The sequence below is a fragment of the Chelatococcus sp. HY11 genome (genome assembly GCF_018398335.1).
Lineage (GTDB): Bacteria > Pseudomonadota > Alphaproteobacteria > Rhizobiales > Beijerinckiaceae > Chelatococcus.
On sequence record NZ_JAHBRX010000002.1, the window covers coordinates 1847305 to 1863422 of the forward strand.

At 62.5% G+C, this 16118-nt stretch carries 13 protein-coding genes; 11 read left to right on the forward strand and 2 right to left on the reverse strand.

Features of this window, described 5'->3' with window-relative positions; genetic code table 11:
• The first annotated feature begins 12 nt into the window (after window positions 1-12).
• The 11 genes from KIO74_RS29240 to KIO74_RS29290 all read left to right on the forward strand — a co-directional run bounded on the left by KIO74_RS29240 (window position 13) and on the right by KIO74_RS29290 (window position 14059).
• Window positions 13-963 (forward strand): ABC transporter permease, encoded by a 951-nt coding sequence (locus KIO74_RS29240; protein WP_213338975.1) that lies wholly within the window; start codon window positions 13-15, stop codon window positions 961-963.
• Window positions 960-1826 carry an ABC transporter permease gene (locus tag KIO74_RS29245; protein ID WP_213338977.1) on the forward strand — a complete coding sequence of 289 codons (867 nt, stop codon included), beginning with the start codon at window positions 960-962 and terminating at the stop codon, window positions 1824-1826. The genes KIO74_RS29240 and KIO74_RS29245 overlap by 4 nt, the downstream gene beginning before the upstream one ends.
• 55 nt (window positions 1827-1881) lie before the next feature.
• Window positions 1882-3051, forward strand: coding sequence for an NAD(P)/FAD-dependent oxidoreductase (locus KIO74_RS29250; RefSeq protein ID WP_213338979.1), 1170 nt, complete (start codon window positions 1882-1884; stop codon window positions 3049-3051).
• A 512-nt stretch (window positions 3052-3563) separates the two neighbouring features.
• Complete coding sequence (locus tag KIO74_RS29255; protein WP_349629243.1) at window positions 3564-4583, forward strand: AraC family transcriptional regulator; 1020 nt, start codon at window positions 3564-3566, stop codon at window positions 4581-4583.
• A 120-nt stretch (window positions 4584-4703) separates the two neighbouring features.
• Complete coding sequence (locus KIO74_RS29260) at window positions 4704-5780, forward strand: alcohol dehydrogenase catalytic domain-containing protein (protein ID WP_213338981.1); 1077 nt, start codon at window positions 4704-4706, stop codon at window positions 5778-5780.
• On the forward strand, window positions 5777-7336 hold the full coding sequence (locus KIO74_RS29265; protein ID WP_213338983.1) for an FGGY-family carbohydrate kinase: 1560 nt from the start codon (window positions 5777-5779) through the stop codon (window positions 7334-7336). The genes KIO74_RS29260 and KIO74_RS29265 overlap by 4 nt, the downstream gene beginning before the upstream one ends.
• On the forward strand, window positions 7333-8310 hold the full coding sequence (locus KIO74_RS29270) for a carbohydrate ABC transporter permease (RefSeq protein ID WP_291978338.1): 978 nt from the start codon (window positions 7333-7335) through the stop codon (window positions 8308-8310). The genes KIO74_RS29265 and KIO74_RS29270 overlap by 4 nt, the downstream gene beginning before the upstream one ends.
• Window positions 8300-9133: a carbohydrate ABC transporter permease gene (locus KIO74_RS29275; RefSeq protein WP_213338985.1), complete on the forward strand. Its 834-nt coding sequence runs from the start codon at window positions 8300-8302 to the stop codon at window positions 9131-9133. The genes KIO74_RS29270 and KIO74_RS29275 overlap by 11 nt, the downstream gene beginning before the upstream one ends.
• A 60-nt stretch (window positions 9134-9193) precedes the next feature.
• Window positions 9194-10492 carry an ABC transporter substrate-binding protein gene (locus KIO74_RS29280; protein WP_213338986.1) on the forward strand — a complete coding sequence of 433 codons (1299 nt, stop codon included), beginning with the start codon at window positions 9194-9196 and terminating at the stop codon, window positions 10490-10492.
• 110 nt (window positions 10493-10602) lie between these two features.
• Entirely contained in the window at window positions 10603-12006 is a 1404-nt protein-coding gene (locus KIO74_RS29285; protein ID WP_213338987.1) for an FAD-dependent oxidoreductase, read from the forward strand.
• Between the two features lie 190 nt (window positions 12007-12196).
• The gene (locus KIO74_RS29290; RefSeq protein WP_213338993.1) at window positions 12197-14059 is read left to right on the forward strand and encodes a Na/Pi cotransporter family protein; all 1863 of its coding nucleotides are present in this window, start codon (window positions 12197-12199) and stop codon (window positions 14057-14059) included.
• Window positions 14060-14098: 39 nt separating this feature from the next.
• On the opposite strand, the gene KIO74_RS29295 is transcribed toward KIO74_RS29290, so the two are convergent.
• Both KIO74_RS29295 and KIO74_RS29300 read right to left on the reverse strand, forming a co-directional pair.
• Window positions 14099-15070 carry an alpha/beta hydrolase gene (locus tag KIO74_RS29295; RefSeq protein ID WP_249731520.1) on the reverse strand — a complete coding sequence of 324 codons (972 nt, stop codon included), beginning with the start codon at window positions 15068-15070 and terminating at the stop codon, window positions 14099-14101.
• A gap of 374 nt (window positions 15071-15444) precedes the next feature.
• Window positions 15445-16023 carry a TetR/AcrR family transcriptional regulator gene (locus KIO74_RS29300; protein ID WP_213338995.1) on the reverse strand — a complete coding sequence of 193 codons (579 nt, stop codon included), beginning with the start codon at window positions 16021-16023 and terminating at the stop codon, window positions 15445-15447.
• Between the last annotated feature and the right edge of the window lie 95 nt (window positions 16024-16118).

Genomic DNA, 16118 nt, shown 5'->3' on the forward strand with positions numbered 1-16118 from the left:
GAGTGAGCCGCCATGACATGGTTTCTGCGCCGGATCGGCGTATCAGTCATCCTGATCTGGATCGTCGCCAGCATCGTTTTCCTGGCGATTCGCATGGTGCCGGGCGATCCGGCCGAGATTCTGCTGTCGCAGGGCGGTATCGCGCCGGATCCTTCGCTCGTCGCCGAGATCCATTCCCAGCTCGGGCTCGACAAGCCTTTGCCGGTCCAATACGCCGATCGCTTCGTCGGCCTCTTCCGCGGCGACTTGGGTGAAAGCCTCACGGATGGCACGCCGGTGGCCTCCGAGATCATGCGGCGTCTGCCACGCACGCTGGAACTCATTGCGGTATCGGCGCTTCTGGCGCTCATCTTCGGCATTCCCGCCGGGCTCATCGCCGCCAACCATCCCGGCGGCTGGCTCGATAGGCTGTCGGGCTGGATGTCGGCGCTTGGCTTGTCCGTGCCCATCTTCGTCGTGGGGACGCTGCTCGTCCTCGTGTTCTCGCAAACGCTGGGGCTCGTCCCGGCCGGCGGCTATGTACCGCTCTGGCCCGATCCCGCCCGTCATTTCATGCTGCTGGCCATGCCGGCCCTCACGATCGCGCTCGGCCTCTTTCCGATCATTTTCCGGATGACGCGGGCGTCCGTGCTGGAGGTTCTGCAGCGTGATTTCGTCCGCACCGCGACGGCGAAGGGTCTGTCGCATGGCGCGATCATGTCCCGGCATGTGTTGCGCAACGCCCTCATGCCAGTCGTCACCGTGCTCGGCCTGCAGCTCGGCACGCTTCTGGGCGGCACGGTGCTGGTCGAATACGTCTTCAATTTCCCTGGGCTGTCGGGACTGATGGTCGATGCCGTCAACGCGCGCGATTACCCCTTCGTGGAAGGGGTCGTTCTGGTCATCGCCATCCTGTTCGTTCTCATCAACCTTGGCGTCGACCTCATCTATGGCGTCCTCGATCCGCGGGTGCGACGCTCATGAACAGGCTACGCGTTCCCCTTTTCATCGCCATCGCATTTGTGGTCGTCGTGCTGCTTGTGCCCGTGCTCGGCCTTCAGGATCCGACCGCCATGGATGTCGCGGGCCGCTTCGCCGGCCCGTCCGCCGCCCATTGGCTGGGACAGGATGAGTATGGCCGCGACGTCTTCTCGCGCCTGCTCTGGGGCGCGCGCATCTCCCTGTTCGTGGCCCTCTCGGCGTCGCTCATCGCCTGCGTCATCGGTGTCACGCTGGGCCTTCTCGGCGGCTATCTCAGGGGCTGGGCGGAGTTGTTCTGTATCCGCAGCATGGACGTTGTGCAGTGCTTCCCGCCGCTCCTGCTCGCCCTCCTCGTCGTCACGTTGGCGGGGCCGGGCGCGGGCACGCTCATCCCCACGCTCGCGATCGTCTATCTGCCGGGCTTCGTGCGCGTGACCTATGCGGGCGTGCTGCAGGTGCGCAACCAGGACTATGTCGACGCCATGCAGGTCATCGGCGCGGGGCGCACGCACATCATGCTGCGCACCATACTTCCCAACATCATGGGGCCGGTAATCGTGCAGGTCAGCCTCGCGACCGCCGCGGCGATCATGCTGGAGTCGGGATTGTCCTTCCTCGGGCTCGGCGTGGTACCGCCGACGCCATCATGGGGACTGATGATCGGCGCGGCGCGCGCCACGATGGCGCAGTCGCCGCTCCTGCTGATCTGGCCCTGTCTCGCGCTGAGCCTGACCGTGCTGCTGCTGAACGCGCTCTGCGACGGCCTGCGGGATGTCCTCGATCCACGCGGGCGCTCCCCCGCGCGCGCGGCGTTTCTCAAGGTTGCGTTCTTCGGCCGCGCACCGCGCGTCGCCAGTCAGCCCTGATGTGGACCGAGGGCCTCGCTGATCTCCTCGATTCCATCCAAAGAGGATTATAACTATGAGCGACGTGGTCGTCATCGGGGCTGGCATCAGCGGCGCCGCGAGCGCCTATGAGCTGGCGAAGGCCGGGCTTGATGTCGTCCTTGTCGATCGCTTCGGTCCCGCCGCGATGGCATCGGGCTGGACGCTCGCCGGAGTGCGCCAGTCCGGCCGCCATCCGGCTGAATTACCGCTGGCACGGGCGGCCGTCGCGCTTTGGCCGACGCTGGCGAGTGAACTCGACGGCGAAACCCACTATCGCCGTGGCGGCAATCTGCGTCTTGCGCGGACCGAGGCGGAAGCGACGGTCATCCGCCAGTTGGTCGATGAGCAATCCGCCGCCGGGCTGGAGATTACGCTTCTTACGACTTCCGCCGACGTACGCGCCGTCGCGCCAGCGCTCTCGGAGCGGGTCGTCTGCGCTTCGCTGTGCCCGAGCGACGGCAGCGCCGATGCGGCCGCCAGCGTCGCGGCCTTCGTCAGGGCCGCCGAGCGCCTTGGCGCGACGCTGCGTTTCGGCGAACGGGTTATCAGGCTCCAGACCGAGCGGGGACGGATCGCGGGCGTCGAGACGGACAAGGGCAGCATTCCCGCCCGCCATGTCGTGGTGGCCGCGGGCATCTTCGGCAATGAACTGATCGCCCCCTTCGGCCTTCACGTGCCCCTTGAGGTCCCCATGGTCACCGTGCTGCGCTCGGCTCCCATGAGGGCCATGCTCGAACAGGTGATCGGCGTCGCCAATGCGGACTGTGCCGGCCGCCAGGAACACAACGGCCGCTTTCGTGTCACGAGCGGCTTGAAGAGCTGGCCGGGCGGGATGCTGGACGTGGCGGGGCCGGAGGGCATCAGGCCACGCGTGCTGCCGACGGCTGAGAGCATTGGGGAAGTCGTTCGTCTGATCGGTGAGGTCATCCCAGCCTTTCAAGGCGCCGAGATCGAGGACATCTGGTCCGGCCTGATCGATCTGACGCCGGATGCGCTGCCGGTGATCGACGTACCCGAGGGTGCCGAGGGGCTGGTCGTGGCCATGGGTTTTTCCGGGCACGGCTTCTGTCTCGGGCCCATCACCGGACGTATCGTGAGGGACCTTGTGGTGGACAAGGTGACACATCTGCCGATAGCGCCTTTCGGCATTGACCGCTTTGCCTCCCTGTCAGGAGCCCGCGCGCCGGCGACGCTGCACGGTTAGGGCGCCGATCTGATTCAGTCAGATCGGCGCCCTAACCTTTTTTTGTTGAAAGCATAATCTTCTCGATCTTCGTTCCACGCCGGTCGTACTATGCTCTGGACATCCAGGTTAAACCAAACCGGAATTGCCCTTCCGACCGCGTGGCGATCGGAGGGTTCTCCAGGTGCCGCCTCCCGCAAAAAAGTATCGGTTCTCGCGCCGAAACGTGGTTGCAGGCCCATGACCGCCCATGCGATGAATCTCGCCATAAGAAGAGAATGCACGGCGTGGGAGGATTTCACGTGCATCCACACGACCGCTACGGCGCTGCATCTTCATGCGAATTATGCGGCAACATAGGGTCCGCAAAAAAATACGCATGGCATCCCGCGTTGACCGAAAGCGTATACGCGTCGCAACCGTTAGGCGACGCACGCATTGCGACGGCCCAGGGCAAGTCTTCGCAGAAAAGAAAGGTATTGCGGTCAGGCAGGTTGTCGCAATCCGCTGGGAATACTCTTTCGGATGATGACGTGCGGATCTGCGAGGCCTGCGGCCAGTCCGGGTGTGAGGTGGATGGGCGGCTTGATACCTCACCGGATCTCGAAGTCGTCGATGTGCCGCGGGAAAGTTCCTTCAAGGCTTGGGCGCATGGCTACCCCTTTCGCACAGTGCGCTGGCATTTCCACCCGGAGTACGAGATCCATCTGGTAACGGAGACATGCGGGCGATCCTTCATCGGTGATTACATCGGCACCTTCGAACCGGGAAATCTCGTGATGACCGGTCCGAATCTTCCGCATAACTGGATCAGTGACATCGAAAAGGGACAGGTCGTCGCTCAACGCGGGCTTGTGGTACAATTCACTCACGAATTCATCCAGGCCTGCATCGCAACCATGCCGGAATTGCGGTCGCTGGAGCCTGTGCTCGCGGCCTCCGGCTCAGGGGTGGAATTCGCGGACGGGGTTGGCGCGTCGGTCCGACCGGTCATCGAACAACTGCTGGCGGCAAGCGGTCCGGAGCGCATCAGCCTGTTTTTCCATCTGCTCAGCGTCTTGCGCGGCTCGGAGTTCCACCAGCTTGCAAGCGCGAGCTACCGGTCGCGGCCTGAGAATTACGTCGCCGAACCGCTCAACCATGTGCTGGACCATATCGCGCGCAATCTCTGCAGTGATCTGCGGCAGGCGGAACTTGCGGAGCTCAGCGGCTTTACGCCGTCGGCTTTCTCGCGGGCCTTCAAACAACACACGGGTTTGACTTTCGTCCGCTACGTCAATCGCCTGCGCATCGATCGCGGCTGTGAATTGCTTCGTAACAGCGAGCAGGGCGTGGCTGACATCTGCTTCGAGGTCGGCTTCAATAATCTTTCGAATTTCAATCGTCATTTCATCGCGTTGCGTGGCATGCCGCCCTCCGTGTTCCGGCGCTTGCATCGGCAGAACGCGACACAGTTCATTGATCCATCGCCTCACCGGATGACCATCCGCTCCGGCGCAACAATGGCTCCGGACGGGGTTCGTAGCGGACAGACGATCGCACCACGGCGCTGAACGGGCTGCAAGGCGCAGTCGGCGAGGGCGCGACCCGTAGACAGAAACAGGCAGAGGCATCGACAGATGGCTTTCACGGATACGCATGCGCGCGTTGAGAATTCCCGTCGATCGACGACGATGAGAGCCATCGTTTGTCACGGTCCGGAAGATTATCGCGTCGAAGACGTCGGCCGGCCACGGCCCGGTGATCGCGAGATGGTCATCCGTATCGGTGCTTGCGGCGTTTGCGCCAGCGATTGCAAATGCTGGTCTGGCGCGAAAATGTTCTGGGGTGGGGAGAGCCCGTGGGTGAAGGCGCCAGTCGTCCCGGGCCACGAGTTCTTCGGATATGTTGAAGAGCTCGGCGTGGGTGCCGCCGAACACTTCGGCGTTGCCATCGGGGATCGGGTGATCGCTGAACAGATCGTTCCATGCGACCGCTGCCGCTATTGCCGCTCGGGGCAATACTGGATGTGCGAGGTACACAATATTTTCGGCTTTCAGCGCGAAGTGGCAGAGGGCGGCATGGCCGAATTCATGCGCATTCCCGCGACCGCGCGCGTCCACAAAATACCCGATGGCATTTCGTTGGACGACGCAGCCATCATCGAGCCTCTGGCCTGTGCCATCCATACCGTCAATCGCGCCGAGGTGCAGCTCGACGATGTGCTCGTCATCGCGGGTGCGGGGCCGATCGGCCTGATGATGGTGCAGGTGGCGCGCCTGAAGACACCGCGGAAACTGGTCGTCATCGACCTGGTGCCGGCGCGGCTGGAGCTCGCCCGGCGGTTCGGAGCTGATGTGGCCATCAACCCGTGTGAGGATGATGCTTGGTCGATCGTCAGCGGACTGACCGACGGCTATGGCTGCGACGCCTATATCGAGGCAACCGGCTCGCCGAGCGGTGTCGAACAAGGGCTCACGCTTGTCCGCAAGCTCGGACGTTTCGTGGAGTTCTCTGTCTTCGGCGCGCCAGCCACGGTCGACTGGTCCATCATCGGAGACCGGAAGGAGCTCGACGTGCGCGGCGCGCATCTCGGGCCTTACTGCTATCCCATTGCAATCGATCTTCTCGCGCGGGGCCTCGTCACCTCGGAAGGCATCGTCACCCATCGATATGGGCTCGAGGCGTGGGATGAGGCCATAAAGGTCGCGAGTTCGCTCGAATCCATCAAGGTGCTGATGCAACCGGAGAGCGGACGGTCCCTGCCATGAACTATGTGATTGGCGTCGATATCGGCACCCAAAGCACCAAGGCTCTCCTCTGCGACACGAGTGGACATATCGTGGCGCAGATGAGCAGGGGGTACCATCCCGATACGCCCCGCCCGCTCTGGGCCGAGCAGCATGCTTCGGTCTGGCTTGAGGCAACGCTCGCCAGTATCGCGGGCGGTGTCGAGCGCGCCCGCGCAATCGTTCCCGGCTTCGAAGCCGCGCAGATCAAGTCGATCTGCATATCAAGCCTCTACGGCGGTTCCGGCATACCGGTCGATGAAGATCTCAATCCTCTTCATCCTTGCCTGATCTGGATGGACCGACGCGCCGAAGCCGAGGTGGCGTGGGTCCGGCGCACCATCGACCTGGAGAGGCTCGCGGAAATCACGGGTAACCACGTCGACAGCTACTATGGCTATACGAAGATCCTGTGGCTGAAGGCGAATAGGCCGGAGATCTGGGCGAGAACGAAATATTGGCTGCCGCCAAATGCTTTCGTCATCCATGCGCTGACAGGTGAGCTCGCTGTTGATCATTCCTCTGCCGGCAACATCGGCGGTGTCTATGATCTCGGTCGGCGCTGCTGGTCAGAGGAGATGCTTTCGCGGCTTGGTATTCCATTGGCGATGATGCCGGAACGGCTGGTCCATTCCCATGAAATCGTCGGGGGGCTCAAGGCTGATGTCGCGTCACGGCTCGGCCTTGCCGCGGGTACGCCGGTGGTCGCTGGCGGCGTGGATGCGGCTGTCGCGACCTTCGCCGCGGGCGCGACGCGCCAGGGGCAGCACGTGGCGATGATCGGCACCAGCATGTGCTGGGGACACATCACGCCGGAGGTCGACCCCGCGAGCAAGCTTGTGAGCATGCCGCATGTCTTCAATGGCGAGTGCGACGCCTATGTCTTCGGCGGCGCGATCGCGGCGGGGGCGTCCGTCACATGGTTTCGCGAGCAGTTCTGCAAGGCCGATTCGGACGCTGCACTGCATCGCGCATGCGACGTGCATGACCTGCTGAACGAGGCGGCTGCCCCGTTGCCGGCCGGAGCGGACGGCTTGATCTTTCTGCCCTATCTCATGGGAGAGCGTAGCCCCATCTGGGATGGCCGGGCGAGCGGGGCCTTTGTCGGCCTTAGCCTGTACCATACGCGCGCCCACGCCTATCGCGCCGTGCTCGAGGGCGTTGCCTTTGCACTCCGCCACAATATCGAGGCAAGCGACACGACGCTTCTCGACGAGGATCTCATCGTGGTTGGAGGTGCGGCGCAATCCAGTCTGTGGCTCCAGATCATCGCCAATGTGACAGGACGACGTGTCCTGACCATTGCCGAGAACGTGGAGGCGGCCATGGGGGCGGCACTTCTGGCTGCACTCGGGGCCGGCCTCGTCAGCGCGCGGCAGGCTGCCGATGGATGGGTGCGGCTTGCCGCCAGTGCTGAACCACGCGAACGGGAGCAGCGCATCTATGACGCCTGTTTCGAAGTCTACCGGTCGCTGTATCCCGCCCTCAAGGACGGAATGCATCGGCTGCGCGCCATGACGGAGGTTCCCAATCCGTGAGCGCAATTCATGCCAATGCCGTGCCGGAGAGGGAACGGGCGGCCCGCAGGTCATCGCCCCAGCCGGGCCGGACGCCAGCGCGGATCATCCGCATCCCGGAACGTGTGAGAAATGCACTGGGCTTTTTCCCATTTCTTGCTCCTGTACATGTGCTTCTGCTGAGCATTATTGTTATACCGTCATTCTATGTGGGTTGGCTCAGTCTCAATACATCGAGCTTTGGCCAGGCGCCTGTCTATGTCGGCTTGGCGAACTACATGAAGGTTTTGGCCGACCCCGCATTCCGCGAAGCCCTCATCAATACGGGCATCATCGTCGTCGTCGCGGTGCATCTGGAATTGGTGCTCGCGCTCGGGATGGCGCTTCTGTTCGCGGGCGGGCTGCCCGGCCGGCGCTTCCTTCTCGTCGCGGTGCTGGCGCCCTATGCGATCAGCGAGGTGACGGCGGTCGCCATGTGGCGCTTTCTCTTCGATCCGGACATCGGGCCGGTCACGATGGCGCTGAAGGCGCTTCATCTGCCTATCCTCGAATGGTCCTATGTGCCGTCTCATGGGCTTCTGATCATCGCGTTGTTGACGATCTGGCTGCACCTGCCTTTCACCTTCGTCATCCTCTACGCGGCCCGCCTTGCCATTCCCGGTGAGCTTTATGAGGCGGCGAAGGTCGACGGCGCGACGACCTTGCAGAGTTTCCGCCGCGTGACCTTGCCTTTGCTCGGGCCGGCCATGCTGATTGCCTTGCTGTTTCGTTACATCTTCGCTTTCCGGCTGTTTTCGGAAGTGTGGCTGATGACGCAGGGCGGTCCCGCCCGTTCCACCGAGGTGGTCGCGGTCTATCTCTATCAGGAAGCCTTCCGCTTCAATGCCTTCGGTACGGCGGCAGCGACGGCCTGGATCATGGTGCTGATATCGCTCCTCCTTGCGGCTGGCTATGTGCTCATCCTGCGTCGTCAGGGAGGCGCCCATGCGCATTGAACGCCTCCTCGCCATGGGCGGACGGTTGGTCGCGGTGGCTCTGATCCTGATCTGGTCGCTCTTCCCGATCGCATTCGTGCTGATGTCGTCGTTGAAGCCCGCGAAGGATATCTTCGCGGCGCCTCCCAAATTCGTCTTCGAGCCAACAGTGCGGCACTATATGGAGCTTGTCGCCAAATGGGGCGGCTTCTTTGACGGGCTGTTGAACAGCTTCATCGTTACCGTCGGTGCCACTTTGCTGGCGGTCGTCACGAGTGTTGCAGCGGGTTACATCTATTCGCGCCATAGCGGGCGGTTTCTTACGGCAAGTGCGGTCTTTCTCATCGTCGTGCGCCTTATTCCGCCGATAGCGATTACGCTGCCTCTGTTTCCCGTCGTGAACTGGTTGCGACTGAACGATACGCATCTCGTCCTCATCCTGCTCTACGCGACCTTCTTCGTGTCGCTTGGCACTCTGTTGATGCGTACGTTCATCGATCAGGTCCCGCGCGAACTCGATGAGGCGGCACTCATCGACGGAGCCTCGCGGGTTACCATCATGCGCAGCATCATCCTTCCTATCGTCGCGCCAGGCATCCTCGCGGTGTCGGTGTTCGTCGTCGTCTTCGCCTGGAACGAGTTCCTGTTCGCCTTTGTCTTCACAGCGACGCGCGCGAAGACGGCGCCGCTCGTCATCTCGGAGATGATTGGCTCCATCGACGGTGTGGACTGGGGGATCCTGTTCGCGGCTGCGACCGTGCAGCTCGTGCCCGTGTTGTTGTTCGTCGCCTTCATGCACCGCTATCTCGTCGCAGGTCTGACGGCTGGTGCTACCAAGGGGTGATCCATCGGAGAAAAGCGCTTGGAATGGGCGCGAATACTGGGGATGTGGAGGGAGGAGATCATGACAAAGAAAAATAGACTCACGATGACACGCCGACGGATGCTCGGCACGACATTGGCGGGGGCCGGCCTTTTAGCCGGGCGCTCTGCGTTCGCGGCGGCGAAGACATTGAATATTCTGAGCCACAAGGTGCACCAAACCGTTCTCAACGGCCCGGCGACCGGTGATCTCACGGAAGCCTGGCGCAAGGCGAACGACGCCGAACTTTCTTGGGTGACGTTCGATTCCAACCCGCTGCAGGATCGTCTTTTCCGCGAGGCCAGCCTGCCGAAGAGCGACTTTGGTGTGGGCTACATTATCGACAATCGGCCGACCGCCGAAATCGCCAAGTTGTTCACGCCGCTGGACGACTATCAGTCGAAGGCGCCCATCGAGGATTTCTCCGACATCGCTCCCGGTCTCGTACAGGCGATGACCGTGGGCGGCAAGATGATCGGCATCCCGGTTCGGCACGCAACGCAAGGCCTGTTCTATAATCAGGACTTGCTTGAAGAAAAAGGCATCAAGGCACCAGCGGCGTCGCTGGAGGAACTGGTCGAGCAAGCCAAGCAACTGACCTTCACCACCAAGTCAGGCACTCCGGTTGTCGGTCTTGTCTTGGCGAGCGATCTCGCGGTGTTTCCCGTCATGTTTGCCCGCGCCTATGGCGGGGACTTCATCACCCGTGACTTCAAGCTGCTCCCCAATCCCGAGGCCATGGAGAAAGGGCTCTCCGTGCTCAAGGAGCTTTTCGACGCGGGGGCGTTGCCCCGGAGCTACGCGACGACACGCAACGACGACCAGGTCACTTGGTTGCAGCAGGGACGCGCCGCCTACACCGTGCTGCCATTCGCCCGGAATGCCCAGCTCAACAACAAGGACCAGTCGAGCTTCCCCGGCAAGATCAAGGCGGTGGAATTCCCGATCGCCGAAAGCCTGAAGGGCAAGACGCCGATGGCCTCGGTCGTCGAATCCTGGGGCATGGTCATTCCCGCGAACGCCAGCGACAAGGATCTCGCCTGGAGCTTCCTGCGCGAGGTGGCGAGCAAGCGTGTGACCCTGGGCATGGCAATCAACGGCAATGGGCCTGTGCGCGTTTCGACTTACGCGGAGAAGGATTTCGCGGCAGCTAATCCGGTTGCGGCGGTAGAGGCGGCGGTGCTCAAGAACGCGCGTGGTGCCTTTCCACCCTTCCCGGAGGCCGCTCGTGCCCAGACCATTTTTCTTGAGGAGGTGCAGTTGGCTGTTCTCGGCCGCAAGCCCGTGAAGGCGGCTGTCGCCGACATCGCCTCCCGTGTGAGGCCGCTGTTGCCCGCATGAATTCACGGCCGCCCCGCGCCCATGTCTTCGCGCGTGGGGCGCCGTCACGACTGCGAATTACCGGTGTGGCCTGAGGCCCGACGTGCGTGGCTGGACAAGATGAAGGTCTGATGATGACGGAACAACTCGCGATCCATGAACCTGCCCGCTCGACGCCGGTGCGCGCTGAATATGATGTGCTGGTCGTCGGCGGTGGTCCGGCAGGCCTGACCTCGGCGCTGGCGGCCGCTGAGGACGGGCTGAGCGTCGGCCTCGTCGAGAACAGGAGCTTCGTCGGCGGCAATATGACGATCGGCCTGCCGGTGCTCGGCTTCCTTGGTCAAAAGGGCAATCAGGTCATCGAGGGATTGCCCCAGAAGTTCATTGATCGCCTGAAAGCACGCGGGGGTGCTAGTGAGCACCGCCCATGCCCGTTGCATATGGGCATCACGCTGGTCGAGCCGGAGGCGGTGAAGACGGTTGCCCTCGACATGCTGCTGGAGGCGGGTGTCGATGTGGTGTTTTACACAGCCTGCGTTGGGGTCGTCATGAACGAGGCTGGCGATACGATACGCGGCATCATCACTGAGGGGAAGGACGGTCGCTCGGCCATTCTGGCCAAGGTCGTCATCGACTGTACCGGTGACGCGGATGTGGCTTACCGGGCCGGGGTGCCATGTGAAAAGGGGGACGAGCACGGCGGCATGCAGCCGCCGACCTTGATGTTCTGTATTGCCGGTGTGGACACGGACAAGTTGCGCAACAGCATTGCGGTCCAGCCGCGGACCTATCTGACCGACTTCATACCGGCCGAATATTTCGGGCAGAACCACCAGTTCATCGTCGTCGGCCTACGCGAGTTGATAGCCAAGGCGCGCGAGGAACGTGGGCTCGAGATCCCGAACGAGCGAACGATCATCATCACGGGGCTGCGCTCCGGCGAGGTATGGATCAACATGACCCGCGTGAAGGGTGTCGACGGCACGGATTCACGCAGTCTCAGCATGGGCGAGATCGAAGCGCGACACCAGATCGACGACATCTTCACCTATTTGAAAAACTACGTTCCCGGCTTCGAGGGCGCCTACTTCACCAAGACCGCGCCATTTCTCGGCATCCGGGAAACGCGGCGGATCGTCGGTGACTATATAATGAATCAGGATGATGTGCTCTCCTGCCGTTACTTCAACGAGGCGATCGCCGTCGCGAGCTACCCCATCGACATCCACCGGCCCGGTGACGACGGATGTACGTTGATCTGGTGTGGTGACTGCTATGACATTCCATACCGGTCACTGCTTCCCAAAAAGGTGGAACAGCTGATCGTCGCTGGCCGCGCCATTTCCACCACGCACGAGGCCATGGGTGCGATCCGTGTTATGGCCACCTGCATGGCCATGGGAGAGGCGGCGGGCCGGGCCGCGAAGCTCGCGATCAGGGGGGACGTGTCGCCGCGCAACATCAATGTCGCGGCACTCCAGGATGACCTGCGTTCGCATGGCGCTTATCTCAGGACGCCGACGTCCCAAGCCTGAGCCTGTGATTTCCACCTGGGAAGACGCTTTCCCTCGCCTCGTATTGTGCTAAGCCGGCAATCGTTCTTGGCGGCTGGTATAGTATGGGCACGAAGCCCTCGGTATGGGGAGAAGCGTCAATGGCAGGAGCAGCCCCGGCGGAAAGCGCGCTGGGAGCGCGCGGAGGCTTCCGTCAACGGAGTCCGCGACCATGAACGCGCTGGATGGGACGGGGGGGACGTGGCGCCGCTTCGCCACGAATAGCCTCGTCATTCTCCTGGTGGGCGCTCTCGCCGCGAGTTTCTGGCACAGCCGGAACTGGACCACGCTCTGCGCGGGGCTGGCGCTGTTTCTTTTCGGCATGCAATGCCTGGAGGAGGGGCTACGCAATCTGGCCGGCGAGAAGCTGGAGAGCATGCTGGCGCGCGGCACCTCGACACGCTTCAAGAGCCTGATAATCGGCCTCATCGGCACGACGGTGCTGCAGTCGAGCACGCTTGTCTCGCTGATGACGATCGCCTTCATCACGACGGGCCTGATCGGCCTGGTCGCTGGCATCGCCATCATCTTCGGCGCCAATCTCGGCGCGACGACTGGCATATGGCTGCTGGCACTGGCGGGCCAGAATTTCGGGCTGGCGCCATTGGCCATGCCGCTGATGATCTTTGGCGTCCTGGCCAGCTTCATGGGGCCTAAGGCGAAAGCCGCCGGGCGCATCCTGCTCGGCATCGCTTTCATCCTGCTTGGCATAGACCAGATCAGGGCGGGCTTCTCGAGCGTCACTGAGACGCTCGATCTCGCGTCGGTTCAGCTCACGGGATGGCTCGGCAGCCTGGTCTTCCTCGGCGCTGGGCTGGTGCTGACGCTTGTCCTGCAGTCGACGCATGCCACGCTGATGCTGACACTGACAGCGCTCTCGCTCGGTCAGATCGACGTGACGCAGGGAGCCGCGATCGCGATCGGCGCGAATGTCGGGAGCAGTGTGACAACCGGGCTCGCGGGCGCGCTCGGTGGCAATCGCAGCGGCCAGCAACTGGCGTTGGCGCATGTCCTGTTCAATGTGGTCACGGCGGTCGTTGCCTTCGTGCTGCTGCCCGGCTTCCTCTGGCTGACCAAGGAGATCGCCGGTCTGATCGGCTTCGCCGGCAATGATCTCATCATGCTAGCGATCTTCCATTCGCTGTTCAACGGGCTTGGCGTCGCGCTGTTCTGGCCCCTGCTTGACGTATTCGCCGGCTTTTTGCGCAGAGTATTGCCGGAGGAAGAGGAGCCGCACGTCCTCCTGCCCAGTGGGCCTGGGGCCGCCGCGCCTCTCGAGCGCACCCGCGCCCGATACCTGACGAAGCAGGCGCTGAGCTCGCCCGACACGGCCGCTTCAGCCGTGGTGATGGAGCTCCAGCATCTCGGACGTCTCGGCGCCGAGGTCATCTGCCATGCGCTCTATCTGCCGGTGAGCGAGCTGGACCGCGCGCAGCATGACGAGGCTTTGCTCGCATCGCGCCCCGCCGACACCTACGCGGACGCCGAGACGCTGTATCAGCGCCACATCAAGGGCGTGTACGGCGATCTCCTCAGCTTCATGGGGCGCATCGATACGAGCAAGGAGAGCCCGGAAAAGCAGAATTTCTGGACAGTTTGCCAACTCGCCGCGCTGCAACTGGTTGAGACGGTCAAGGATGCCAAACATCTCCAGAAAAACCTGGGCTATTATCTGCGGCAGCCGGATTCTCCCGTCCGACGCGCGTATGTCGAATTGCGGCGCCAGCTCATCACCGTCATGCAGGAAATCCGTGGCACCGCCAATGCGGACGAGGCGGATTGGGAGGCGCTGACCAACCAGCTGGATCAGAATATCCGGACATTCGAGGTTCATTTCCGCGAGAACGCATTTGCGGCCCTGCGCGCGAATGAGATCGATGGCCTGCAATTGAGTTCGCTGCTCAACGATCTCGGCTATGTCGGCAAGATCAGCCGCGGCCTCAGGGCCCTCGTCGTGTTGCGCCATGACAGCCAGGACGGGCTCATCCGCACGATCAGGCTGGACGAGGAACTGGAGCCGCTGATCGTTGCCTGAGGTTCGGTGTACCCCGGCCAGGGGCTTGCCTTGAGGGCCTCAATCCGGCGCCAGGGCCCGGCCCGCGAGGTCGAAGGGACTGGAGAGTGTGGTTCCAACCGCGTTGAAGATGAATGCGCCGGCGCGTCTCAACCCATTCCCCGCGCCGCTGCCCGCTGTCGCGGCGAGGCTCGGATAGAGCTGGGCGAGATTGACGTAGCGGTCGTGGTTGAAGCTGTCGGAGGCCGTCAGCTTGGATATGTCGACAATCTGCAGATTGGCTTTCAGGGCCGCTTCCTGAATGCGTGCGTCGTTGATATCGAGCGCGCCAAGCCGGGGACGGTCGCCCGCGAGCCTCCCGGACACCGAGAGCGCGCGATCATCGGAGGCCACGAGCACCGTGATAGGTTCGCGCAGGGGACCAATGACCATCATCTGGCTGCGGAACACATCGACGTCGATATCAGGGGCCGCGAGGACGACATCGAGGCGGTCGAGCACTCCGAAACGCCCCGTCAGCTTGAGTTGGCGCAGAGCTTCCACCGTGAGCCACCCGCCCATGCTGTGGCCTACGAGTGTGATCTTGTCGTTGGGGTACGCACGCGCGAGCGTGGTCAGCAGCTGCACGAGCCCGTCGCGCGAATAGGTAGCGGCGTCCTTGTCGGCGATGTAGCCGGTTACGGTGGCCTCCGAGGGCCATGCAAAGAGGATCGGAACTCCGTCGATGTCTGCATCGGCGGTCATTTGCGCGAGGCGAAACAGCGCTTCCTGGAAGTTGGTGTTGAAGCCATGCACGAATACGCCGATCCGCTCCGGCCCCTTGCCTCCACGTTGGCGCGCGACCTGTCTGTAGAATTGCTGCGCGTCAAGAATCTCCTGGGCAACGACAACAAAATTGCGCGCTGGATCGCTTGCTCCCGCCGACCATTCGATTTCTCCAGGCTTGTGCCCTGGCGGAATTGCGATGGTGAATTCCGCGTAGTTCAGTCCCGGCGCGCGGCCGGCGGAGAAGGCGTTGCTGTTGCTGCTCATTCGCTCGCGGGTCGTTGCGACATAGACCTTGATCAGTTTGGCCCCTCGCGGCGGGGCACTGACTATATTGAGGGCATCGGGCCCGGGCCTTGTGGCGCAGGCGGCTAGCAGAATGAGCAGGGTACCGAGCAGGCCGCAGCGTACGAAGCTACATAGGGCGCAAACCGCTTGTGCGGCGATACGGCCGACAGGGTCGCCTCGGACATCCCCCGCGCGCGCCAGATCACACCGCCCTGTGGCCGGACTTATCATCATGCAGACTCGAAGCGATGGGATCAATCTGGTACTATAGGAGAGGATTATTGCCGGGTTATTGAGGTGAATGGGAAAAATATTTCCATCTGCCTCGCATTATCTGCATATGCGCGCGGATTCTATCTCCGGCCCGGGTGCTCGATGATGGCGGCGACGGTGTCACGGATGAGGAGCTCCAGTTCACCATCGTCATCGCTGACGAGAGGATCAATCTTGAGCACATCCCTCAGGATTCCAAGACCCGAAAGCAGCGCCGCGACCATGGCAGCTCGCTTCAGATCGGTGGATTGAATTTTGTCATTCAGCGGAACGATTACGTCGTTGAGGATGAATTCGCGCAGTACCGGTGCGGCCGAGGCACTCGAGAGCGAGCGAACGGAGATATCGAACGGCCGGACGCCGTGCTCGGTTTCGGGATCCTCGGCGAGGAATTCCCGCGCGAGCTCGCCAGGAAAATTCGCTTCGTCCAGAGCGGTAATGCGGTCCGCCTGGGCGGTGGCTCGTACCGCTTCGGCGAACAGCCGTTCCTTGGAACCAAAACTGCGATGGACATAGGCGACGTCGACACCGACGTCGTCGGCGATGTCGCGCAGTCCCGTTTCCTCGTAGGAGAAGCGGGCGAAACGTTTGATGGCCGCGTTGAGGATACGGGAACGCGTTGAAGAGGGCGGTGATAAGCAGACGGCTGCGGTTCCCATGAGAGTTCCAATTTTTTCAGGCTTTGCAGCCTGTTGCGAGAAAGTTTTCATCCAAGTCGAACCGGCTGGCGATTTTTGCCTCTCGGCAGAATATA